The sequence below is a fragment of the Nocardioides seonyuensis genome, assembly GCF_004683965.1.
GTDB lineage: Bacteria > Actinomycetota > Actinomycetes > Propionibacteriales > Nocardioidaceae > Nocardioides > Nocardioides seonyuensis.
Genome location: NZ_CP038436.1, coordinates 657,446 through 677,968 on the forward strand (window position 1 = coordinate 657,446; position 20,523 = coordinate 677,968).

Below are 20,523 nucleotides of genomic sequence, written 5' to 3' on the forward strand. Positions count from 1 at the left end.
CGGGACCGCGCGGACGATGGAGGGAGCCCATCCGGCGAGAAAGGCCAGGCGCCATGTCACTCACCCATCGCGCGGTCACGATGATGCTCCCGGTCACCGACGTCGATCGCGCCAGCAGGTTCTACACAGAGTCCTTGGGGCTCGACTACACGGGCACGAACGACGAGGGAAGCGCGATGTACGCCCTGGACGGCGGCGCCACCTTGCTGCTGCTCCCCCGCCCCGGCAGCCATCCCACGGAGAGCACCGCCATGAGCTTCGAGGTGGACGACGTGACGGCTGAGATCTCGGCACTCGAGGCCCGGGGGGTCGTGTTCGAGGACTACGACCTGCCGGAGCTGAAGACGGTCGACCACGTGTGCGTGCTGGGCTCCGAGAAGGCTGCCTGGTTCAAGGACCCCGACGGGAACGTGCTCTGCCTGCACGAGTCGGTGAGCTGACACACACGCAGAAGGCCGACCGGGTGGGAGCCCGGTCGGCCTGTTGCGGGAGTGATGCGGGTCAGCGGAGAACGGGGTTCTTCTTGACCAGCTCGGTCTCGTTCCACCTCTTGCCCAGGCCCCAGGTGGTGCCAGCGGCGCCGAGGGCGAGGACGGCCATCACGATGACTCCGACCAGGTGGTCATCGACCACCGGGTTGTTCTCCAGCGGGATGACAGCGGCGTACATGAAGGCGTACATCAGGGCGCCGGCGGCGGTGCCGATACGCATCCCGACCCCCAGCAGCAGGGTCACGCCGATGCCGAGCAGGCCGAGCATGAACAGCCAGTCGACCCAGGCCTGACCGGCCATGGAGTTGAAGACGTCCTTGAACGGGTTGTCCGCAGGGACCCCGAAGCTCAAGAACCCCTCGGTGGGGCTGCCACCGTTGATCCAGGCCGCGTCCCCGAACCGGTCGAGGTTGCCCTCCTGGTCGTAGCCGGTGTGGAACCCGAGCGCGAAGGCCTTGTCGAGGAAGGCCCACAAGAAGGTGATGCCGAAGGCGATCCTCAGCACCGCGAGCGCACGTGCCAGCCCGGTGTGAGTCACCTCCTCCACCTCCGAGGTGGTGACACCTTCAGTGCTGATGTGGTGCTGGCGGTGGATGACGCTCATCGTCATCTCCTCCTTGGGTAAAGGTCCGGATGTCTTCCGGTACCCCTACCCTCGCTCCACCGCGGCCCACACAGCAGAGGCGTGCGTCCGCACCTGACGGGTCGAAGGTCCTGAGGGCAGACGGGTCAGAGTCCGGGTCCTTCACCGCGCAGCTTGTCCACCTCGGCCATCGCGTCACGGAGCTGGCCCAGCCACTCATCGGCGTGCTCACCGACCAACCGGACCGACCACGCGAGCGCGTCGGACCGGGAGCGTGCCACTCCCGCATCGACCAGGGTGTCGAGCACCTGGCGCTCGGGCTGGCGCAGCCGCGTCATCACGGGTGCGGCGACGTGGGTGAACAGCGCGGAGGCGTCACCGAGACGCACACCCCACGACACCTTCCGCTGATAGCGGTCCTGCGCCTCGAGCGCGATCTCGATGCGCTCCTCGCGCGTCTCGGCGCGGAAGCGGCTGATCCGTCCCTCGGCCTCAGCACCGTCGGCAGTGTCAGGCAGCGTGCCGACCACCACGATCTCCTCCCGGTCGACGCTCACCTCGATGTCGCCGAACCACGCGTCGGGCAGCCTGCCGCGGAACCAGTCCGCCGCATCGTCGGCCGCGGGCAGGTCGGAGACCTGCCAGCCACCGCGGCGTCCGCCACGCCCGCGTCCGCCGCGGGTCTCCTTGTGCTCGTCCTTGGCCATCATCTGGGTCTCCTTGCGGTGGATTACATGATTACACCGTAATAACCCATACATCAAGACCATTGTTCCGTCAGCGCGCGAGGGAAGTGAGAGCTAGGGCTTCGAGGTCGCGAGACCGAAGTCGGCCAGGACCTCGGTGACGTGCTCGTGCAGCTGCTCGCTCAGGAGACCCCCGCCGACCGGGTGGGCGACCACCGACAGGTAGACCGCGTCGAGCGCGCGGCCAGCCAGGACGTAGACCTTGCCGCCCAGCCGGTCCAGCTCGGCCGCGGTCTGGCCGGGCTCCGCGGAGCGCACCCAGAAGTCGTCAGGATCGGCACCGTCGATGCGCATGATGGCCGGATCGAGCCGGCCGTGGTTGGAGCAGCCGACGGGCGACGCTGTCGATCCCATCGCCAGCTGCTCGGCGCGGCGTACGACCGCAGGCGGCGTGACCGGCACCAGCGGCAGCACCGCCAGCATCTCGTTGGGACGCTCCGCACGGCGGAGCAACGCCGCCTTCGTGGCACGGCGCAGCTCCGAGAGGTCGCGGTCCAGGCGCTCGGGATCGACCTGCACCATCACCGAGTCGAGTGCGTTGGCGCGGGTGTCGTCCTGCGTCCTCACGCTCACGGGCACCGCGAGGGTCACCCGCCCGTCGGCATCGGTCCGGCCGAACCGCTGTCCCAGCCGCGCCGCGAAGGCGGAGACCAGGGTGTTGCTCGTGCCTCCGAGCCGCGTCGCAGCCGCGTCCCAGTCGGCCTGGGCGACGCGCACGCAGGCCGCAGTGGCGTGGAACGGGGTGGCCTCGGGCCCCGGACGCGCAGCAACCGCGACACTCGAGGCAGACGACCCCGGTGCCTGCGCCGGGGACTGCTCGGCGCGAGCGACACGGATTCCCGCGACCACCGCACGGGCCACCGAGGGGACGTCACGCACGAACCTCACCAGGTCTGACCACAACAGGTGGCGGCGCCGGACGTCGCTGCGGGCGGGGTAGGCCGGACGACGCGCGATGCCCTTCACGGCATCGGCGATCGCGTCCAGCTTGCAGAGGCCGTCGCCGAGCGCGTGCGGCGAGACCATGGCGACGGCCGTGCCGCCGTCGGTGAACTGCAGCACCCCGATGCGCCAGCCCGGACCGTGCTCGGGATCGACGCCGCGGTCGCCGAGCGCGTCGGCCCAGGCCTGGACCTCCTCGCGCGGACGCGGCTCGGGCTCGACCTCGATCGGTGGCACTGCGTCGAGGCTGACCCAGCGGTGCCGGCCCCCGGGCAGCGGTGAGCGCCGGACGAGCCGACCGAGGAGCGTGTCGGCGAGCTTCTCGTTGAACTCCCGCAGGCCGTCGAGGTCGACGGGCCGGTCGTAGGTCCACATGAAGAACGTCCACGGCTGGTGGCCCAGCGCACGGAGCCCGAGGAACGAGCCCTGGTCCATCAGCGCGAGGCGGTCGTCCACGCCCGCATGCTAGGGCAACTCGCAGTTACACCTGAGCGAGGTTCATGCAACGGGCTACCCTCCCCCACGTGGTTCCGAAGCCCTGCCCGTGCGGGACCGGCACGTCGTACGACGCGTGCTGCGAGCCGCTGCTGGCCAACCGCGAGCAGGCCGCGACACCGGAGCGGCTCATGCGCTCGCGCTACACGGCCTACGTGCTCGGAGACGCAGACCACCTCTTCCGCACGTGGCACCCTCGCACCCGCCCGGACGACACGACACCCGACCCGACGACCCGGTGGACCGGGATGGAGATCCTGGCCGCCGAGGGGGACGTGGTCGAGTTCGTCGCGCGGTGGGACGGTGGAGCGCTCCACGAGCGGAGCAGGTTCGAGCGGCGCGCCGGCCGTTGGTTCTACGTCGACGGTGACGTGGACTGACCGGCCGCACCGTCAGGGACGAGCAGGCGCTCGCGCTGCTCGAGCAGTGACGTGCGTTCCGCCACCGCGGCGTCACGACGAGTCACCAGCTCGCGGCAGACGTCGTCGACGGCGACCACGAGGCCGTCGACCCGGACTGACGCCTCCTTGATGCGCTCGCGCACCGCCCAGTCGCTAAAGATGTTGTCGAACCACACGTCGAAGGCCCTGGCCATCTCGGTGATGCCGACCTCCCCGACGGTCGCGATGTCCACGTCGGCCAGCTCGGTCGTCAGGTGGGCGAGCGCGGCGTCAGCCTCTCGCATCTTGTCCCCCGCGACGTCGAGCTGGTTGTACTTCTTGATGTCGGAGACGAAGCCCCCGTCGAAGAGGGTGTCGTAGGTGGACCACCTCGTTGCGCCGACCAGGTGGTCCTGGGCCGAGCCGAGCGCTCGCCGGGCGACGTGGGCCGCCTCCAACGCCTCCTCCAGCTCGGCGAGCTCTCCTTCGCACATGCCCAGGCGCTGGGCCAGTGCGGTCAGCTGGTGCGACACCGCAATCGCGCCGGGGTCGGCGGCCACCTCTGCCTCCCGTTGGGCCAGCAGGGCCGCCCGACGTGCCGGCAGGTCGTCCAACGCCTCGATCCGCCGCTCGAGGTCCTCGACCTCTCGATCAGCGATCGTCCGGCGCGCCTCGGCGTCGGCGGCGGCGTACCGCGCGGCCTCGGCCTCGGCCTGCTCACGGGACAGGTCGGAGTCGCGGGTTCCGCGCAGTCCCGCGAGGATGCGGGTCATCGACATGGACTCCAGCCTCGCCACGTCCTCGAGCTCGCCGTCGAGCTTCTCCGCGGCGGCATCGTGGCGCTCGGCAGCGACCACCTGCTGGCGGTGTGCCTCCTCGAGGCGCGCCAGGAGCCCGGTGCGCTCGGTCTCCTGTCGCGCGAGCTCGGCCAGTCCCTCGAGTGCCCCCGTCATGAGGGTCAGAATAGTGGGCCGTCCACCCACCGCTCCCCCACGACCACCAGCTCCCCGGCGCCCGAGGTGAGCGACGCGACCGCTGACGTGAGGGCCTCGACGCCGGCCGGATCCGCACCGAGCAGGAGCCGCACGCGGGTGGCGTACTCCACGTCCAGGACGGGGACGCCTCGCGCGCGCAGGTCGCCCTCCACCCGCCCGGCGTCGGCGTGGTCGACCTCCAGGGCGAGCTCGTGCAGCAGGGACCGGCGCACCGTGCCGACGGAGTCGAGCGCGGCCCGCACTGCGTCTCCGTAGGCGCGCACCAGCCCGCCGGCGCCCAGGAGGGTGCCGCCGAACCAGCGGGTGACCACCGCCGCGACGTCGCTGACACCCGCGCCGCGCAGCACCTCCAGCATCGGAGCACCCGCGGTGCCGGCCGGCTCCCCGTCGTCGGACGACCGCTGGATCGCCGCGTCCGGACCGATCACGAAGGCGGTGCAGTGGTGCCGGGCGTCCCAGTGCTGCTTGCGCAGCCGGGCGACCAGCGCCCGCGCGTCGTCCTCCGCCTCGACGCGCTGCAGCGTGCAGAGGAACCTGGAGTGCTTGGCCTCGACCTCGGCCTCGCCGTCCCGGCCGATGGTGAGGTACGACGTCATGACGACGGCGGCGGCGAGTCGGCGGAGGCCCCGTCCGCTCGCGCCTCGCGTGCCTCGCGTGCCTCGCGTGGCTCCCAGGTGACCGAGACCCGCTCGAAGCCCTTGTGCCGCTGCATCCGGGCGTACGACGCGTAGGCCCGGCGGTCGGCATCGGTGAGGCGCACGTTGTCCGTGAACGGCGTGAGCAGCGCGCGCGGCCAGAGGCGACGTGCCACCACCACGTTGATCTCCATCGCCAGCACCGCCATCACCGCGCCGATCCACAGGAACCCGATGAGGCCGAGCACCAGGCCGAAGGTCTTGGTCATCGAGCTGGTGCCGACCAGCACCCCGTCGACGTACGCCGCACCTCCGAGCTGGAGCAGCTGCCACATCAGCGCCAGCGTGTAGCCGCCCGGCGCGGCCCTGACGAAGGAGTGCTGCCCCGTCGCCGCGAAGCGGAACAGCAGGGTCAGGAACGTGCCGACGACGGCGACGGTGAGGAGCGGCAGCAGGACGCGGATGCCCCCGCCGAGCGTCTCCGTCAGGATGTCGGTGGTGCTCGCGGCCGTGGACACGACCGAGACGGCCAGCAACGAGAGCCCCGCCGTGACGAGCAGCAGCAACGTCTTCACACGGGCGTAAACAGGGTTGGGACGGCTGTTGCGAGGCACCGACCAGGCGACGTGCTGGGTGTTCTGCAACGCCTGACCGAGCCCGAGGCAGCCGTAGAGCGCGACCAGGCCGCCGACCGCGACACCCAGCACCGACCCCTGGAGCCCCTCGGGGCGGCCGAGCTGGTCGCCGATGATGGGAAACTGCGACAGCGCGGAGTTGAGGATCCGCTCCTGCCAGTTGGGCCGGCCCTGCAGGACCAGGCCCAGGATCGAGGAGCCCAGCAGCATCAGCGGGAAGATCGCGATGAACGCGTAGTAGGTGAGCGCCGAGGCGAGGTAGGGGCCCTGGTCGTCGAAGTACTTGTAGATCACGGCGAGCGGGAAGCCGACGACGCGGTGGCGCCGCTGGAACTCGTCGACCGCATCCACCCCTCGCACGTCGTGGAGGCTACCGGGCTCGCTCAGAACAGGCCCAGGACGCTGCCGCCGATGCGTACGACGAACGCGCTGACCACGACGAGGAAGAAGATCCGCACGAAGCGGGCACCCTTCGCCACCGCGACCCGGGCACCGAGGTAGCCGCCGAGGACGTTGCCGACGGCCATCACGAGCCCCAGCTTCCACAGCACCGCGCCGAGGGGGATGAAGATCGCGAGCGCGGCGAGGTTGGTGGCCCAGTTGGCCAGCCGCGCCTTGGCGGAGGCCTCCAGGAAGTTGTAGCCGAGCAGACCGACCAGGGCGAAGACGAAGAACGAGCCGGTGCCGGGACCGAGCGCGCCGTCGTAGAAGCCGATGGTGAGCCCGACGGCGGCAGCCGCCCCGAGGTGGCGACGGCCCTCGAATCGCAGCGCGGTCACCGACCCGATCGACGGCTTGAACCACACGTAGCCACCGACCACGACCAGTGCCACGAGGACGATCGGGTCGAAGGCCTCGCGCGGGATCTGGGTGGCCACGAAGGCCCCGCCGAGCGAGCCCACGAAGGCGAAGGCCATCAGCGGCAGGAACGTCCGCGGGTCAGGGTGGACCCGGCGGTAGTAGGTGACCGAGCTGGTCGTCGTGCCCGTGATGGAGGAGAGCTTGTTGGTGGCCAGGAGCTGCACGGGCGAGGCCCCCGGGAGGCCGATCACCAGCGCCGGCAGCTGGATCAGGCCCCCACCGCCGACGACGGCGTCGACGAAGCCCGCCGCCAGCGCCGCCAGCGCCAGGAGCGCGACGACCTCGAGCGACGGATCGACCACCGCGGGCGCCCCGAGCGGGGGCTCAGGCCCCGGCCAGGAACGCCAGGAGGTCCTGGCGGGTCAGCACCCCCACCGGCTTTCCGTCCTCGTGGACGAGCACGGCGTCGGCCTTCTCCAGCAGGTGCACCGCGTCCGACGCGGCCTCGGTGGACCCGATGGTCGGCAGCGCCGCCGACATGTGGTCCTCCACGCGGTCGGTGAGCTTGGCATCGCCCGCGAACAGGGCATCCAACAGGTCGCGCTCGGACACCGACCCGGCGACCTCGGCCGCCACGATCGGCGGCTCGGCCCGCACGACGGGCATCTGCGAGACGCCGTACTCCTGGAGGATGTGCACGGCCTCGGCGATGGTCTCGCCGGGGTGCGTGTGCACCAGGTCGGGCAGCTGCCCGGACTTGCCGCGCAGCACCTCCCCCACGGTGCGGGAATCGGCCTGGGCGCCACTGGCGAAGCCGTACTGGCCCAGCCACTCGTCGTTGAAGACCTTGGTGAGGTAGCCGCGTCCGGAGTCCGGCAGGAGCACGACGACCACGGCGTCGTTCCGGCCCTGCTCGGCCAGCTCGTGGGCCAGCTGGCGCGCCGCGAACGCCGCCATCCCCGACGACCCACCGACCAGCATCGCCTCCTCGCGCGCGAGGCGGCGGGTGAAGGCGAAGGAGTCGGCGTCGGAGACCTCGATGATCCGATCGGCGATGTCGCGGTCGTAGGTCTCGGGCCAGAAGTCCTCGCCCACCCCCTCGACGAGGTAGGGGCGGCCGGTGCCGCCGGAGTAGACCGAGCCGGCCGGGTCGGCGCCGACCACCTGGACGTCACGGCCCTGCTCGGCCGCGCGCTCCTTGAGGAAGCGACCGATGCCGCTGATGGTGCCTCCGGTGCCGACACCGGCGACGAAGTGGGTGATCCGCCCGTCGGTCTGCTCCCAGATCTCGGGGCCGGTCGTCTCGTAGTGGGAGCGCGGGTTGTGGGGGTTGGAGTACTGGTCGGGCTTCCACGCACCCGGCTCCGCGGCCAGCCGGTCGCTCACGTTGTAGTAGGAGTCGGGGTGCTCGGGAGCCACCGCCGTCGGGCACACGACCACCTCGGCGCCGTAGGCCTTCAGCACGTTGCGCTTGTCCTCGCTGACCTTGTCGGGGCAGACGAAGATGCACTTGTAGCCCTTCTGCTGCGCCACCATCGCCAGTCCGACGCCGGTGTTGCCCGACGTCGGCTCGACGATCGTGCCGCCGGGCTGGAGCGCGCCGGAGGCCTCGGCCGCCTCGATCATCCGCGTGGCGATCCGGTCCTTCACCGACCCGCCCGGGTTGAGGTACTCGACCTTGGCGAGGACCAGGGGTCCGTCTCCCGGCAGGTCGAGGGTCTGGTTCAGCCGCACCAACGGGGTGTTGCCGATGAGGTCGAGGAGTGAGTTCGCGTACTTCACCCCGCCAATCTAGGCCGCCGGAGGTGCCGCTGGGAAACCCCGGGCACTCCGCTCGCTGAGTGCCTTGAACGTCAGCAGCTGCTTGCGCATCATCACCAGGTCTCCCCACGCGAGCAGGTGGTTCCGCAGCGTGCCGACACCGGACTCCGGCGGCAGGAAGACGTCGCAGCGCAGGCGCGTGCCTCCGTGCTCGGGGAGCGTGCGGTAGACGACCGCGATCCGTCCGAAGACGCGCAGGGCACCCGGGGCGCTCATCTGCAGCTCGAGCAGCCGGTCCGGCTCGACTGCGGTCAGCGTGAAGATCTCCATCATCACCCGGCCCACCTCCGGCTCGCAGCCGTCCAGCAGGCGACGTGGGCTGCGCCGACCGCGGTTGTCGACCAGGTCGTAGGAGTACGGCGCCACCGCCATCTGGGTGAGCCAGCGGAAGACGATCTCCGGGGGCGCGGCGACGGGGACGGCGCGGACGGCGCGCCGGCCGTCGTACCCCTCGGGCGCACGGAGAGGGGACATCGAGCCGGCGTCGCCCCAGACCCACGGCATCCCGCTCATCGGGTCACCGCCCGACGGCTGCGGTAGGCGAGCGCAGCGACGGCCAGGGCCGCTCCCCACACGGGCCACAACAGCTCCGGTGCCCACGCGGCCCAGTCCTGCTCGGCGCCCGGCAGCTCCTCCAGGTGGCCGCCGAGGACGGCGGCGTCGAAGGCCAGGCCGGCCGACGTCACGATCGTCGCGACGAACAGCGCAGGCACGACCGCCATCCCCACCGGGACCGGACGCCCGCCCACGAGGGGCACCCAGGACCAGAAGACCTCGCCCCACCGCTGGACCAGACCCAGCGTGAGCAGGCACCCCACGACGGCGAACGCCGCAAGGCCGAAGCCGGCCCACTTCGCACTGCCGAGCTCGTCCAGGAACTCGTCCCGGACGCCGAGCGGGATGCCGACCGCCCAGGCGAGGCGGGTCACGGCGTAGCAGAGCGGCACGAGCGCAGCGACGCCCACCGCCCATCGGCCGATCCGCAGTGCGCTGCCGGGCGTGCGGAACAGCACCGCGCCAGTACGACGTGCCAGCAGGCCGGCACCTGTCACGACCATGCCGATGCCGCCGATCGAGGACCCCAGCGCAAGGAGGGAATCGGTGTAGACGGCACCGTCGACGCTGGCATCGGCCATCGGACCGACACCGAGGAGCGCCAGCACCATCATCGGCGCGTAGCCGACGAAGCTCAGGGCGCGGACGTCGGAGACGGCGAGTGAGACGACGAGACCGACGACAACGAGCAACCAGGCCGCTGGGCGGCTGGCCGCGCCGCCGCGAGCCGTCGACGCGCCGAGCGAGACCGCCGCCAGGCTTCCCAGCACGATGATCAGCACGGATGCCTGTGCCGCGGAGAGGGCGAGCAGCACCGACGCAGGCGTCGGGGTCCACGGCGGCGGCGTGTCCCGGACCAGGTGGAGGAGTGCCATGGGCAGGTAGGTCACGACCCACGCCCCGGCGAGCCAGGGTGCGGCGCGGGCCACTCGGCCCGGCGGGTCGTCGCTCCGGGTGGGCGGCACGTGGGTGAGGTCAGGAGGACGTGTCGAGGTGCTCATGGCTCCACGCTCGCGTCCCGAAGGCCCGTGGGCATCGTCGTCGGAGGTCGACCTCCTCATCCTCGAGGAGGAGGTCCGGCTCGTCCCCCATCGCCAGCGGACACCTGCCGGTCGGTTCACGTGCCGGGTCGGACGATCCCCGTCTCGTAGGCGAGGACGACGGCCTGCACGCGGTCGCGCAGGCCGAGCTTGGCCAGCACGTGGCCGACGTGAGTCTTGACCGTGGTGCCGGACAGGTGCATGACCGCCGCGATCTCGGCGTTGGTGGCCCCGCTCGCGACGTGGCGCAGCACCTCCACCTCCTTGGGGGTGAGGCGGTCGAGCACGGCCTCGCTCCGGCCCGGGTCGAACCCCGGTGACGTGGCGACGTGCTCGATGAGTCGCCTGGTGGTCGTGGGCGCGACGACGGAGTTGCCGGCGTGCACGATCCGGATGGCCTCGACGATGTCCTCGCCCCGGGCGTCCTTCAGCAGGAACGCGCTCGCGCCGGCGCGGATCGCGGCGAAGGCCAGCTCGTCGAGGTCGAAGGTCGTCAGCGCGACGACCCTGGTGGCCGGGAGCTCGGCGCAGATGACGCCGGTCGCCTCGATGCCGTCGAGACGGGGCATCCGCAGGTCCATCAGCACGACGTCCACCCTCCGCCCGCGGACGATGGTCAACGCATCGTGACCGTCGGCTGCCTCTCCGACCAGCTCGAGGTCGGGCTGCGACTCCACGGTCATCCGCAGGGCGGAACGCATGAGCTCCTGGTCGTCGACGATCGCGACCCGGATCTTCTCGGGTGTCATGCCGGGATCTTCGCGCACGTGCGCCAGCCTCCTTCCGGCACAGGCCCGGAGACCAGGTCGCCGCCCACCGCCTCGACCCGCTCACGCATCCCCCGGAGCCCCCGGCCACCGGTGGTCGCGCGGTCCGGGACCCGGCCGTCGTCGGTGATGGTGAGGGTCAGCCCGGCAGTCCAGTCGACGGTGATGCGCGCCGCGGCCTGCCGGCCCGCGTGCTTGACGACGTTGGTGAGGGACTCCTGGACGACGCGGTAGGCCGTCAGGGAGTGCGCGGGCCCCAGCGGCCGCGGGTCCCCGAACGTCTCGAGCACGACGTCGAGACCACTCGCGCGCACCTGCGCGACCAGCGCGGGAAGATCGGCGACACCGGGTTGTGGGGGCTCGGCGCCGGCGTCGTCACCGGCGTCCCCGGAGCGCAGGATCCCCAGGAGCCCGCGCATCTGGTCCAGTGCCTCGCGTCCCTGGTGGGCGATCGCATCGAGGATCTCGGGCGCCCGGTCGGGCTGGGTGCTCGCCAGCATCCGGCCGCCCTCGGCCTGGGCGACCACGACCGCCAGGGAGTGGGCGACGACGTCGTGCATCTCCCGGGCGATCCGCCGGCGCTCCTCGGCCGCTGCCCGGTCCGCCAGCGCAGCGGTCCATGCCCGCCGGGTGGCCCGGTAGCGCCCGAGCGCCCACGCGGCGAGGACACCACCGACGAGCGAGACCGGCAGCAGCAACCGCCACACCCACGGGCCCATCGTGGCGCCGCCCGCGTCGGCGAACTCCCAGAGCCTCACCACGACGAGCAGGCAGCCGCCCATCCCGACGGCCAGGGCGATCGACGGCCAGGGAGCCGCCAACCTGGCGCTGACGCCGTACAGCAGCACGAACCACACCAACCCGCTGGGCAGCAGCACGGGCGCGACACCGCCACCGGACTCGGCCGCCAGCGTGCCACCGAGGTCGGGGGCGACCACCAGCACGAGCATGCACGCCGACCCGATCCCGAACGCGACCATCGGCCAGCGGGTCGAGAGCGGCGGCAGCAGGGTCGTGTGCAGGCCGACGAGCGCCGTGGCCAACGTCCACACCCAGCCGCCGGTGCCGCCGTCGACCACGGCATCGAGCCCGGTCGGGAGCAGCGCCACCGCAGCCAGGACCGCCAGACCGGTCGAGGCCGCCACACCGACCCAGGGCAGCGGGTCGACGACCTCCCGGGACTGGCTCACGCGCCCGAGGCTAGCCCCGTATGGTCATCGTCATGAGCAAGGCGTCCGCAGCCCGCAGGCTGGCAGCCTCTGCGGCCTTTGGGGGCGGCGGGCTGTCGCTGCTCGGCGCCGGGCTGTACGGCGTGCTGGTCGCCGAGGCCAGGATCGCCCGGCGCATCATCGGGGACACCACAGGCGAGCCGCCCGACTCCACCGGGTGGTACGGCCGCGGCCGGCCCGGCCCGGCGATCCGCGTCGCCCTGCTCGGCGACTCCAGCGCCGCCGGCTACGGCGTCGAGCGCGTGGAGGACACTCCCGGCGCCCAGCTCGCCAGCGGGATCGCCAACCAGGCCGACCGACGCGTCCACCTGCGCGCCTTCGCGGTCGTCGGCGCCATGTCGAGCGACCTCGCCAAGCAGGTCGACGCCGCCCTGCCCACCGATCCCGATCTCGCCGTCATCCTCGTGGGCGCCAACGACGTGACCCACACCGTGCTGCCCGCGGCGTCGGTGCGCCACCTCGACGAGGGCGTACGACGCCTGCAGGACGCAGGCGTCGCCGTGCTGGTGGGGACGTGCCCCGACCTCGGGACGGTGCGTCCCATCCCGCCGCCGCTGAAGCAGGTCGCTCGGCACTGGTCGCGCCGGATCGCAGCCGCGCAGACCATCACCACCGTCGAGGCCGGGGGACGCACGGTCTCGCTCGGCGACATCCTCGGCCCCGAGTTCGAGGCCGCCCCGGCGCTGATGTTCGGCCCCGACCGCTTCCACCCCTCCGCCGACGGCTACAAGCAGCTCGCCGCGATCCTCATCCCGTCCTGCCTCGCCGCGCTCGGACTGATCCCCGAGGACGAGGCGAGGCCGGAGGCCTACCGCGGCGAGGGCGTGCTGCCGGTCGCGGCGGCCGCCGTCCGTGCCGTGCGCACCCCCGGCACCGAGCTCGGCGGCACCGAGGTCTCCGGCGCCCAGCGGGGCCTGCGTGGGCGCTGGGTCGAGCTTCGACGTCGCCGTCGCCGTCCCTCCGGCGAGCCGGAGTCGCCGCAGGACGTCGAGGCTCTCGAGGACTCCGAGCCCGAGACCGCCTCCTGAGCTCAAGGTCGTCGATCGCTCGCACCAGGTACGAGCAGATCGCGACCTAGACACTGCAGACATGCAGAAGGCCCCGGGAGTGATCCCGAGGCCCTCGTGCTGTCTGACGCGTTGGGGTCAGTCCTGCTGGAAGATCGCCAGGATGCGCAGCAGGTTGGTGTAGATCCAGACCAGGCTGACGGTCAGCGCGAACGCGGCACGCCACGACTCGCGCTCGGGGAGGCCGGCCGCGATGCCCTTCTCGACGAAGTCGAAGTCGAGGATCAGCATGAACACACCGAGCACCAGGCCGCCGACCGCGAAGAGAAGGCCGATCCCGCCGAAGCCGAAGAAGCCGATCTGGTTGCCGAAGAAGCCCAGCACCATCTCGAGCAGGCCGAGCGCCACCATGCCGAACATGGCCGCGACGACGAACGTGCGGAACCTGTCGCCGACCTGGATGTTGAAGAACTTGTAGGCCGCGAGAGTGCCGGCGAAGGCGGCAAAGGTGCCGATCACGGCCTGGACGACGATGTCGTTGGACACGCCGGCTGCTGCCGGGATGACCTTGGAGAAGGCACCGAGCGCGACGCCCTCGAGGGCGGCGAAGGCGATGACCAGCGCGGGGCTGATGACCTTCTTGAACGAGTTGACCATCGACAGCCCGAAGGCTCCGAACGAGCCGATCATCAGCGCGAGGTAGAGACCGCTGGCGTTGCCTTCGCCCATGTCGGGAGTCATGATCCACGTCGCTGCTGCTGCCGCGATCACCACGAACAGCGACATCGCGCTCTTCTGCACGACGGAGTCGATCGTCATCCGGCCCTGGTCGACCTGACCGGGGACGGTGCCGGGCTCGCCGGGCATGCCCGTGCCCCAGGTGGAGGGGTCGGCGGTCTGCTGGCCGTAGCCGGCGTAGCCGCCACCCGCGCCGGGGTAGGTCTGGTTGCCGTAGGCGTTGGCCGAGGGGCGGTTGAACTCCTCGGAACGGCGGAAGATGGGGTTGTTGCTCTGCATGGTTGGTCTCTCCTTGGAGGCCGGGAATGCTCCCCACTCTACTGGGGATCACCTTGTACAACGAGGGCGCGCCCGCTGCTGTTCCCGAACTGTGGCCGGGACATACGGGGCGGGATGGACGGCCGGTGCCCCCGCTGGGGCTCGAACCCAGACTGTGCGGTTTTTAAGACCGCTTCCTCTACCGATTGGGATACAGGGGCCTGAGGCGCAAGGACCTCAGAGATAGGTCTTGCGAGCGTAGACGGCGTGCGCTCCCGCCGTACGGTCGAGGAACAACAGGCCGTTGCAGTGGTCGATCTCGTGCTGCAGCGCCCTCGCCTCGAAGGCCTCGGCCGCGAGCTCGACGGTCTCGCCGCTGCCCGGCAGCTGGCCTCGTACGACGATCCTGGTCGCGCGCTTCACGTCCCCGGTGAGGTCCGGCACGCTCATGCACCCCTCGCGTGCCTTCTCGTTGCGGCTGGCGGAGACGACCTCGGCGTTGCAGAGCACGAACGTGCCGTGGTGGGCGCGGGTCTTGGGGTGCGCGGACACGTCGACGCAGAAGACGCGCACGCCCTCCCCCACCTGGGGCGCGGCGAGCCCGACGCAGCCGGGCGAGACGCGCATGGTGGCGACCAGGTCGGCCGCCAGCTGGACGGTCTCGGGCGAGGTGGGGTCGACGTCGGCGCCGGACGCGGAGAGCACCGGGGCGGGGGCGCGCACGACGTCGCGCACCACACCGGTCACGGGCAGCTCGTCCTCGGTCCAGTCACGGACCCGCTCGCTGAGGGCCACCGGTCAGAGCTCGTCGGAGTCGGCGACCCGCAGGGTCGCGCCCACGCCCAGGTCCCCGGCCACCCGGTCCAGCTCGGCCGACACGGCCTCGGGGTCGGCGTCCGCGGGCAGGTCGACCTCGGCGATCAGCAGGTAGAGGTCGCCGGAGAGCCGCGTGGTCAGGTCGGTGATGTTGCCGCCGGCGCGGGCAACGACCTCGGCCACCGCGGAGACGATGCCGGGCCGGTCACCGCCGTGGACCGAGAGCACCCAGGAGCTGCCGGATCGCGCCTCCACGTGCTCGGCCGGCACCTCGCGCACGGTCACCGTGAGCGATCCGTCCGCCACGAGCGGCGCCAGGGCCTCCTCGATCTCGGCGTCCGGGGCGTCGCCCTCGCAGATCAGCATCATCGCGAAGTGCCCACGCAGCAACGTCATCGTGGAGTCCTCGAGGTTGAGCCCGAGACCCGCGAGCTTGTCGGTGGTCTCGGCGATGATGCCGGGACGGTCGTGGCCGAGGACGGTGATGGCGTGGAGTGTCACGCCCTCATTGTGTCAGCGCACGCGCCCGCTCGAAGACCTCATCCAGCATGACCGGGGTGAGCCGACCGGTGAAGGTGTTGTGCTGGCTGGGGTGGTAGCACCCGAGCAGGGTGACGCTGCCCCCTGCGGGCACGTCGAGGTCGACCTCGGCGAGGTGCCCGAACCTCGGCTTCGGCCTGGGTACGACGACCCCGGCAGCGGCCATCGACCGCAGCGCACCGTCCCAGCCGTACCCGCCGAGCGCCACGACCACTCGGACGCTGGGCAGCAGGTGCTGGATCTCGGCGGCGATCCACGGCGCGCAGGTGTCGCGCTCGGTGGTGGTCGGCTTGTTGTCCGGGGGCGCGCACCGCACCGTGGCCACCACGCGGGCGTCGAAGAGCCGCTGGCCGTCACCGGCGTGCTCGCTGGTCGCCTGCGCTGCCCAGCCGGTGCGGTGGAGGGACGCGAAGAGCCAGTCACCGCTGGAGTCGCCGGTGAAGACGCGGCCGGTGCGGTTGCCGCCGTTGGCGGCGGGGGCGAGGCCGACGATGAGCATCGAGGGCTCGGGGTCGCCCCACCCGGCGATCGGCCGCCCCCAGTAGGGCTGGTCGGCGAAGGACGCACGTTTGGTCTCGGCGACGTCCTCACGCCAGCGGACGAGCCGGGGGCAGGCTGCGCAGACGCTGATCCGCGCGTCGATCTCGGCCAGCGACGCCCGGGAGAGTCGTCGTACCTGGGCAGCGGTGCGCGCGACGGGCGTGTCCGGTGCCGCCGGGTCGTCAGGCCAGCCGGTGCCCGGAGGGACCGGGCTCTCGAACGGCTCGCCGGTGATCGGGTGGGGAAGCATCACGAAGCGGTCCCGCGGTCGCCGATCTCATGAGCACCGATCCCGCGGGCGATGCCGTAGAGGATGTCCGCCTCGGAGACGAGGTAGCTCTCACAGGTCGACCGACGCAGGATTCGGCTCCAGATCAGGGCCCCTGCCCCGATGACGTCGGCCCGGCCCGGGTGCATGTAGGGCAGCGCGCGACGCTGCTCGACCGTCATCGCGAGCAGGTCGTCGCAGAACTCGAGGGTGCGGTCGATGCGCAGCGAGGCGCCGTCGAAGGCGTCCCGGTCGTAGCCGGGGAGGTCCAGGACACCGCACGCGATGGTCTTGATGGTGCCGGAGGTGCCGATCACCGAGCGTGCACCGGAGATGCCGATGCCCGAGTCGTCGAGGTGCCGGTCGATGTCGTCGACGCATGCGCCCACCTGACGCTCCGTCGGTGGGTCGTCGTGGAGGTGGCGCTCGGTGAGCCGGACCGACCCGATGTCCATCGACGTGGACTCCCGCGGGCCCGAGTCGCCCAGCACCAGCTCGGTCGAGCCGCCGCCTATGTCGACGACCAGCACCGGCTGCGGTGGTTGGACGGGCAGTGCACCGAGGGCGCCGTCGTGGACCAGGGCCGCCTCCTCGTCGCCGGAGAGGACCTCGGGCCGCACCCCCAGCCGCTCCTCCACCCCAGTGGTGAAGAGCTCGGCGTTGCGGGCGTCGCGGGTCGCCGAGGTGGCACAGAACCTGATCAGCTCTGGCGGCACGCCGTATTCGCCGATGCGCGCCGCGAGCTCCTCGACGGCGGCGAACGTGCGCGCCAGCGCCTCCGGTGCCAGCTCGCCGGTGACGTCGACCCCCTGTCCCAGGCGCACGACGCGGGACTCGCGGTGTCGTACGGCGAAGCCCCGGTCGGTCTGCTCGCCGATCAACAGCTTGATGGAGTTGGTGCCGCAGTCGACTGCCGCCACGGTGGTCATGGTCACCATTCTGCCCACCCACCCGCTCGTTCATTCACGTGCATGAACACGCAGGCGGAGGCCCGGCCGTCGACCCTGTGGAGAGCAGGAGCGGCAGGTACGCCGACGCCGTGGCCGATGCGGCCATTCCACTCCTGGCTGTGCGCGGTGCGAGCGGAGTGACGCTGAGAAGTCTCGCCGACGCGATGCAGATGACCCCTCAGGCCGATGGACTGTTCGGAGGTCGCGGCCACTCGTGCGTGGCTCTCCCTCTGTGAGCTTGCGAGGCACAACGACGAGCTCGCCCGGGTGCTGGCGCCCTGGCTGGAGCACGAGACACGGACCATCGGTCGGCTTGCCGCGTCGTCACTGGCCAAGGGGGCGCGGGTGGGGCTGGACGAGACGCCTTCACAGCTCCTGCCGAGCGACCTCATCGCTGTCGAGGCGGTCGTCCACGGACTACGCCAGCAGATGGTCCGCCGTACTGACCCGCTCGGTATCGAAGACGCCCAGGAGGCTCTGCGGACAGCGCTGGCCGCGCTCCTGCTGCCAGTTCATTCACGTGCATGAACTTCGCGGGAGGCGCGTCAATCCGGTCGGTCCACGCAGGGGCCGGACTCCCACCACTCGCCGACCAGGTCGAGGACCTCGTCGCCGAGCGGGTTGACGCCGCGACCCTGCGCCAGCGACTGCCCGGCGAGCACGTGGAGGCACTTCACCCGGGTGGGCATGCCGCCGGCGGAGATGCCCTCGATCTCGGGGACGTCGAGGCCGGCCTCGGCGGCGATCCGGTTACGGGCGGCGAGGTAGCGCTCGTGGGCGCCGCGGTAGGCGTCGGCGAGCTCAGGGTCGGTGTCGAGCCGCTCCTCCATCTCCTTCATCACGTGGCTGCCCTCGAGCCGGCCGATGCGCGAGGCCGCCCGGGGGCAGGTGAGGTAGTAGGTGGTGGGGAACGGCGTGCCGTTCGGGAGGCGGGGCTCGGTGGTCACCACGTCGGGGTTGCCGCACGGGCAGCGGTGCCCGACCTCGTGGATCCCCCGCGGCTCGCGGCCCAGCTGCGCCTCGACAGCGGCCCGGTCGGCGGGATCGACGTCGCTCACTGGCCACTCCCCTGGCCCCGGGTCCCGTCGACGAGCTCGGCGGGGTCCTCGGTCGGCTTCGGCGGGTTGCCCGCCAGCTCCATCGAGTCCCAGGCCGCGGTCCACCACGCCGTGGGCTCGGTCCTGATCACCTCGTCGGGGTCGTTGAGAGATGCCTGCGCCTCCAGGGGCTTGCCGTCGGGGCCGATCACCTCGAAGCCGGTCTCGCCGGGCATCAGGTAGCCGAAGCGCTCGCGGGCCTGGGCCTTGACGTAGGCGGGGTCCTCCCACCGGCGCTTCTCGCGCTCGAGGTCGTTGATGCTCGCCTCGCGCTCCGCGATCTGCGCCTTGAGGTCGCCGATGTGGCTGCGCTGCTGGAGGTAGGCCCGCAGCGACGAGGCGTAGGACACCGTGAGCACGGCGAGCACCAGGACGAGGACCGCAGCGCGTCCGGTGAACCGCCCCCTCGTGGGAGGGGTCGGCTCGACGGGGCGCGTCGACCCGGTGTCGGCAGTGCCGGCGCCCGGCGTGCGTGGTCGAGCGCCGCGCATCCCCGGTCGCGTGCTGCCACCCGGCCCGCCGCGCGGCGTACGACGGCCGTGCGGAGACGAGGAGGGCATGGGCTCCAGTGTGCCCCGATCAGCCCGTGAAACGCGGGAACGCAGCCGCTCCGGCGTAGCGAGCCGCGTCGCCGAGCTCGTCCTCGATGCGGAGGAGCTGGTTGTACTTCGCGACGCGGTCGGAGCGGGCCGGCGCGCCGGTCTTGATCTGACCACAGTTGGTTGCCACGGCCAGGTCGGCGATGGTGGTGTCCTCGGTCTCGCCCGAACGGTGGCTCATCATGTTGCGGAAGCCGGCCCGGTGGGCGAGCTCGACCGCGTCGAGGGTCTCGGTGAGCGAGCCGATCTGGTTGACCTTGACGAGCATCGCGTTGCCCTGACCGCCGCTGATGCCGCGCTGGAGCCGCTCGACGTTGGTGACGAAGAGGTCGTCGCCGACGAGCTGCGTCTTGTCGCCGAGGGCAGTGGTGATGGCCTTCCAGCCGTCCCAGTCCTCCTCGTCGAGCGGGTCCTCGATCGAGACGATCGGGTAGGAGGCCACGAGGTCGGCGTAGTAGTCGACCATCTTGTCCGTCGACTGCTTCTTGCCCTCGAAGGTGTACTTGCCCTTGTCGTGGAACTCGCTTGCGGCAACGTCCATCGCGAGGGCGATGTCCTTGCCCAGCTTGAATCCTGCGCTCTTGACGGCCTCGGCGATCAGGTCGAGCGCCGCGCGGTTGCTCTCCAGGTCGGGCGCGAAGCCGCCCTCGTCGCCGAGCCCGGTGGAGAGGCCCTTCTTCTTGAGCACGGCCTTGAGCGCGTGGTAGACCTCGGCGCCCTGCTGGAGCGCCTCGCTGAAGGTCGCCGCGCCGATCGGCGCGATCATGAACTCCTGGACGTCGACGTTGGAGTCGGCGTGCGCGCCGCCGTTGAGGATGTTCATCATCGGCACCGGCAGCAGGTGGGCGTTGGATCCTCCGACGTAGCGGAACAGCGGCAGGCCCGCCGACTCCGCTGCAGCCTTCGCAGTGGCGAGCGAGGCGCCCAGGATCGCGTTGGCGCCGAGCTTGGCCTTGTTGGGGGTGCCGTCAAGATCGATCATCGCCTGGTCGACGAGCCGCTGGTCGTCGGCCTCGAGGCCCACGATCGTCCCGGAGATGGTCTCGACGACAGCCTTGACCGCCTTGGTCACGCCCTTGCCGAGGTAGCGCTTGCCGCCGTCGCGCAGCTCGACGGCCTCGAAGGCGCCGGTGGAGGCGCCGCTGGGCACGGCCGCCCGGCCGAACGCGCCGTCCTCGAGGAGGACCTCGACCTCGACGGTGGGGTTGCCGCGCGAATCGAGGATCTCGCGGGCGCCGACTGCTGCGATGGAAGTCATGCGGCACAGATTAGCCTTGCCGATCGTGACCTCTCAGCCCGGTCTCGCGCGGCGGCTCGGCACCACCGACGCCGTGGTAGTCGGACTCAGCGCGATGCTCGGCGCGGGCGTCTTCGTCGCCTTCGCGCCCGCTGCGGCCGCCGCCGGATCAGGGCTGTTCGTCGGCCTGGCGATCGCTGCGGTCATCGCCTTCTGCAACGCCACCTCCTCCGCCCAGCTCGCCGAGCACCACCCCAGCTCGGGCGGCACCTACCTCTTCGGCCGGGAGGTGCTGGGCCCGTGGTGGGGCTTCCTCGCCGGGTGGGGCTTCGTGATCGGCAAGACCGCCTCCTGCGCC

Annotated in this window: 24 protein-coding genes, 1 tRNA gene and 1 pseudogene; 5 read left to right on the forward strand and 21 right to left on the reverse strand. The window is 71.5% G+C overall.

Translation table 11 applies throughout. The features are described from left to right. Positions 1–53: 53 nt before the first annotated feature. Complete coding sequence (locus EXE58_RS03270) at positions 54–440, forward strand: VOC family protein (protein ID WP_135266560.1); 387 nt, start codon at positions 54–56, stop codon at positions 438–440. A 61-nt stretch (positions 441–501) separates the two neighbouring features. On the opposite strand, the gene EXE58_RS03275 is transcribed toward EXE58_RS03270, so the two are convergent. The 3 genes from EXE58_RS03275 to EXE58_RS03285 form a co-directional block, all read right to left on the reverse strand. Next, positions 502–1,095 carry a hypothetical protein gene (locus EXE58_RS03275; RefSeq protein WP_135266558.1) on the reverse strand — a complete coding sequence of 198 codons (594 nt, stop codon included), beginning with the start codon at positions 1,093–1,095 and terminating at the stop codon, positions 502–504. Positions 1,096–1,220: 125 nt separating this feature from the next. Further along, positions 1,221–1,784, reverse strand: coding sequence for a hypothetical protein (locus tag EXE58_RS03280; protein WP_279638258.1), 564 nt, complete (start codon positions 1,782–1,784; stop codon positions 1,221–1,223). Between the two features lie 90 nt (positions 1,785–1,874). After that, positions 1,875–3,218, reverse strand: coding sequence for a hypothetical protein (locus EXE58_RS03285; protein ID WP_135266561.1), 1,344 nt, complete (start codon positions 3,216–3,218; stop codon positions 1,875–1,877). A gap of 68 nt (positions 3,219–3,286) precedes the next feature. On the opposite strand from EXE58_RS03285, the gene EXE58_RS03290 reads away from it, so the two are divergent. After that, the gene (locus tag EXE58_RS03290) at positions 3,287–3,637 is read left to right on the forward strand and encodes a YchJ family protein (protein ID WP_244242402.1); all 351 of its coding nucleotides are present in this window, start codon (positions 3,287–3,289) and stop codon (positions 3,635–3,637) included. Here the strand turns inward: EXE58_RS03290 and EXE58_RS03295 are convergent. The 9 genes from EXE58_RS03295 to EXE58_RS03335 form a co-directional block, all read right to left on the reverse strand. After that, the gene (locus EXE58_RS03295; protein WP_135266563.1) at positions 3,613–4,590 is read right to left on the reverse strand and encodes a hypothetical protein; all 978 of its coding nucleotides are present in this window, start codon (positions 4,588–4,590) and stop codon (positions 3,613–3,615) included. The two genes, EXE58_RS03290 and EXE58_RS03295, sit on opposite strands and share 25 nt — an antisense overlap. A gap of 5 nt (positions 4,591–4,595) precedes the next feature. Beyond that, complete coding sequence (locus EXE58_RS03300) at positions 4,596–5,228, reverse strand: YigZ family protein (protein WP_135266564.1); 633 nt, start codon at positions 5,226–5,228, stop codon at positions 4,596–4,598. Beyond that, the gene (locus EXE58_RS03305; RefSeq protein ID WP_244242403.1) at positions 5,225–6,262 is read right to left on the reverse strand and encodes a YihY/virulence factor BrkB family protein; all 1,038 of its coding nucleotides are present in this window, start codon (positions 6,260–6,262) and stop codon (positions 5,225–5,227) included. The genes EXE58_RS03300 and EXE58_RS03305 overlap by 4 nt, the downstream gene beginning before the upstream one ends. A gap of 23 nt (positions 6,263–6,285) precedes the next feature. Further along, positions 6,286–7,065 carry a TSUP family transporter gene (locus tag EXE58_RS03310; RefSeq protein ID WP_135266565.1) on the reverse strand — a complete coding sequence of 260 codons (780 nt, stop codon included), beginning with the start codon at positions 7,063–7,065 and terminating at the stop codon, positions 6,286–6,288. 22 nt (positions 7,066–7,087) lie between these two features. After that, positions 7,088–8,485: a cystathionine beta-synthase gene (locus EXE58_RS03315; protein WP_135266566.1), complete on the reverse strand. Its 1,398-nt coding sequence runs from the start codon at positions 8,483–8,485 to the stop codon at positions 7,088–7,090. Between the two features lie 9 nt (positions 8,486–8,494). Beyond that, positions 8,495–9,037 carry a hypothetical protein gene (locus EXE58_RS03320; protein ID WP_135266567.1) on the reverse strand — a complete coding sequence of 181 codons (543 nt, stop codon included), beginning with the start codon at positions 9,035–9,037 and terminating at the stop codon, positions 8,495–8,497. After that, positions 9,034–10,080 (reverse strand): hypothetical protein, encoded by a 1,047-nt coding sequence (locus EXE58_RS03325; protein ID WP_135266568.1) that lies wholly within the window; start codon positions 10,078–10,080, stop codon positions 9,034–9,036. The genes EXE58_RS03320 and EXE58_RS03325 overlap by 4 nt, the downstream gene beginning before the upstream one ends. Positions 10,081–10,196: 116 nt before the next feature. Beyond that, positions 10,197–10,868: a response regulator gene (locus EXE58_RS03330; RefSeq protein WP_135269397.1), complete on the reverse strand. Its 672-nt coding sequence runs from the start codon at positions 10,866–10,868 to the stop codon at positions 10,197–10,199. Further along, complete coding sequence (locus tag EXE58_RS03335) at positions 10,865–12,076, reverse strand: sensor histidine kinase (protein WP_135266569.1); 1,212 nt, start codon at positions 12,074–12,076, stop codon at positions 10,865–10,867. The genes EXE58_RS03330 and EXE58_RS03335 overlap by 4 nt, the downstream gene beginning before the upstream one ends. A 32-nt stretch (positions 12,077–12,108) precedes the next feature. Here EXE58_RS03335 and EXE58_RS03340 point away from each other — a divergent pair, with 32 nt between their 5' ends. After that, a complete protein-coding gene (locus EXE58_RS03340) occupies positions 12,109–13,143 on the forward strand; it encodes an SGNH/GDSL hydrolase family protein (RefSeq protein ID WP_135266570.1) in 1,035 nt (344 codons plus the stop codon). Between the two features lie 117 nt (positions 13,144–13,260). Here the strand turns inward: EXE58_RS03340 and EXE58_RS03345 are convergent, their stop codons facing one another. From EXE58_RS03345 to EXE58_RS03370, 6 genes are all read right to left on the reverse strand, one after another. After that, entirely contained in the window at positions 13,261–14,139 is an 879-nt protein-coding gene (locus EXE58_RS03345) for a Bax inhibitor-1/YccA family protein (protein ID WP_135266571.1), read from the reverse strand. 126 nt (positions 14,140–14,265) lie between these two features. Next, positions 14,266–14,339: transfer RNA gene (locus EXE58_RS03350), tRNA-Leu, on the reverse strand. Positions 14,340–14,355: 16 nt separating this feature from the next. Further along, on the reverse strand, positions 14,356–14,913 hold the full coding sequence (locus EXE58_RS03355; RefSeq protein ID WP_135266572.1) for a peptide deformylase: 558 nt from the start codon (positions 14,911–14,913) through the stop codon (positions 14,356–14,358). 3 nt (positions 14,914–14,916) lie between these two features. Then, positions 14,917–15,435, reverse strand: a complete 519-nt coding sequence (locus EXE58_RS03360) for a glycine cleavage system transcriptional repressor (protein WP_135266573.1) — start codon at positions 15,433–15,435, stop codon at positions 14,917–14,919. A gap of 4 nt (positions 15,436–15,439) precedes the next feature. Beyond that, positions 15,440–16,264: a uracil-DNA glycosylase gene (locus tag EXE58_RS03365; protein ID WP_135269398.1), complete on the reverse strand. Its 825-nt coding sequence runs from the start codon at positions 16,262–16,264 to the stop codon at positions 15,440–15,442. Further along, complete coding sequence (locus EXE58_RS03370) at positions 16,264–17,211, reverse strand: Ppx/GppA phosphatase family protein (RefSeq protein WP_135266574.1); 948 nt, start codon at positions 17,209–17,211, stop codon at positions 16,264–16,266. Before EXE58_RS03370 ends, EXE58_RS03365 begins: the two co-directional genes overlap by 1 nt. Positions 17,212–17,418: 207 nt before the next feature. On the opposite strand from EXE58_RS03370, the gene EXE58_RS03375 reads away from it, so the two are divergent. Next, positions 17,419–17,760, forward strand: a complete 342-nt coding sequence (locus EXE58_RS03375) for a hypothetical protein (protein ID WP_135266575.1) — start codon at positions 17,419–17,421, stop codon at positions 17,758–17,760. A 17-nt stretch (positions 17,761–17,777) separates the two neighbouring features. Here EXE58_RS03375 and EXE58_RS03380 read toward each other — a convergent pair whose 3' ends face one another. From EXE58_RS03380 to eno, 3 genes are read right to left on the reverse strand one after another with little or no spacing between them, the layout of a single operon-like run. Further along, positions 17,778–18,290, reverse strand: coding sequence for a DUF501 domain-containing protein (locus EXE58_RS03380; RefSeq protein ID WP_135266576.1), 513 nt, complete (start codon positions 18,288–18,290; stop codon positions 17,778–17,780). Continuing rightward, the gene (locus EXE58_RS03385) at positions 18,287–18,889 is read right to left on the reverse strand and encodes an FtsB family cell division protein (RefSeq protein ID WP_135266577.1); all 603 of its coding nucleotides are present in this window, start codon (positions 18,887–18,889) and stop codon (positions 18,287–18,289) included. The genes EXE58_RS03380 and EXE58_RS03385 overlap by 4 nt, the downstream gene beginning before the upstream one ends. A gap of 19 nt (positions 18,890–18,908) precedes the next feature. Continuing rightward, complete coding sequence (gene eno, locus EXE58_RS03390) at positions 18,909–20,186, reverse strand: phosphopyruvate hydratase (RefSeq protein ID WP_135266578.1); 1,278 nt, start codon at positions 20,184–20,186, stop codon at positions 18,909–18,911. A 94-nt stretch (positions 20,187–20,280) separates the two neighbouring features. Here eno and EXE58_RS20260 point away from each other — a divergent pair. After that, positions 20,281–20,472 (forward strand): annotated as a pseudogene (locus EXE58_RS20260) (amino acid permease); the annotation flags it as partial. Positions 20,473–20,523: the final 51 nt, after the last annotated feature.

What these genes read in the sequence shown, in the direction of transcription:
- EXE58_RS03270 (WP_135266560.1), top strand. Translation starts at nt 54, where the DNA reads ATGTCACTCACCCATCGCGCGGTCACGATGATGCTCCCGGTCACCGAC.
- EXE58_RS03275 (WP_135266558.1), bottom strand. Translation starts at nt 1,095, where the DNA reads ATGAGCGTCATCCACCGCCAGCACCACATCAGCACTGAAGGTGTCACC.
- EXE58_RS03280 (WP_279638258.1), bottom strand. Translation starts at nt 1,784, where the DNA reads ATGATGGCCAAGGACGAGCACAAGGAGACCCGCGGCGGACGCGGGCGT.
- EXE58_RS03295 (WP_135266563.1), bottom strand. Translation starts at nt 4,590, where the DNA reads ATGACGGGGGCACTCGAGGGACTGGCCGAGCTCGCGCGACAGGAGACC.
- EXE58_RS03300 (WP_135266564.1), bottom strand. Translation starts at nt 5,228, where the DNA reads ATGACGTCGTACCTCACCATCGGCCGGGACGGCGAGGCCGAGGTCGAG.
- EXE58_RS03320 (WP_135266567.1), bottom strand. Translation starts at nt 9,037, where the DNA reads ATGAGCGGGATGCCGTGGGTCTGGGGCGACGCCGGCTCGATGTCCCCT.
- EXE58_RS03325 (WP_135266568.1), bottom strand. Translation starts at nt 10,080, where the DNA reads ATGAGCACCTCGACACGTCCTCCTGACCTCACCCACGTGCCGCCCACC.
- EXE58_RS03330 (WP_135269397.1), bottom strand. Translation starts at nt 10,868, where the DNA reads ATGACACCCGAGAAGATCCGGGTCGCGATCGTCGACGACCAGGAGCTC.
- EXE58_RS03340 (WP_135266570.1), top strand. Translation starts at nt 12,109, where the DNA reads ATGAGCAAGGCGTCCGCAGCCCGCAGGCTGGCAGCCTCTGCGGCCTTT.
- EXE58_RS03345 (WP_135266571.1), bottom strand. Translation starts at nt 14,139, where the DNA reads ATGCAGAGCAACAACCCCATCTTCCGCCGTTCCGAGGAGTTCAACCGC.
- EXE58_RS03365 (WP_135269398.1), bottom strand. Translation starts at nt 16,264, where the DNA reads ATGCTTCCCCACCCGATCACCGGCGAGCCGTTCGAGAGCCCGGTCCCT.
- EXE58_RS03370 (WP_135266574.1), bottom strand. Translation starts at nt 17,211, where the DNA reads ATGACCACCGTGGCGGCAGTCGACTGCGGCACCAACTCCATCAAGCTG.
- EXE58_RS03375 (WP_135266575.1), top strand. Translation starts at nt 17,419, where the DNA reads ATGGACTGTTCGGAGGTCGCGGCCACTCGTGCGTGGCTCTCCCTCTGT.
- EXE58_RS03385 (WP_135266577.1), bottom strand. Translation starts at nt 18,889, where the DNA reads ATGCCCTCCTCGTCTCCGCACGGCCGTCGTACGCCGCGCGGCGGGCCG.
- eno (WP_135266578.1), bottom strand. Translation starts at nt 20,186, where the DNA reads ATGACTTCCATCGCAGCAGTCGGCGCCCGCGAGATCCTCGATTCGCGC.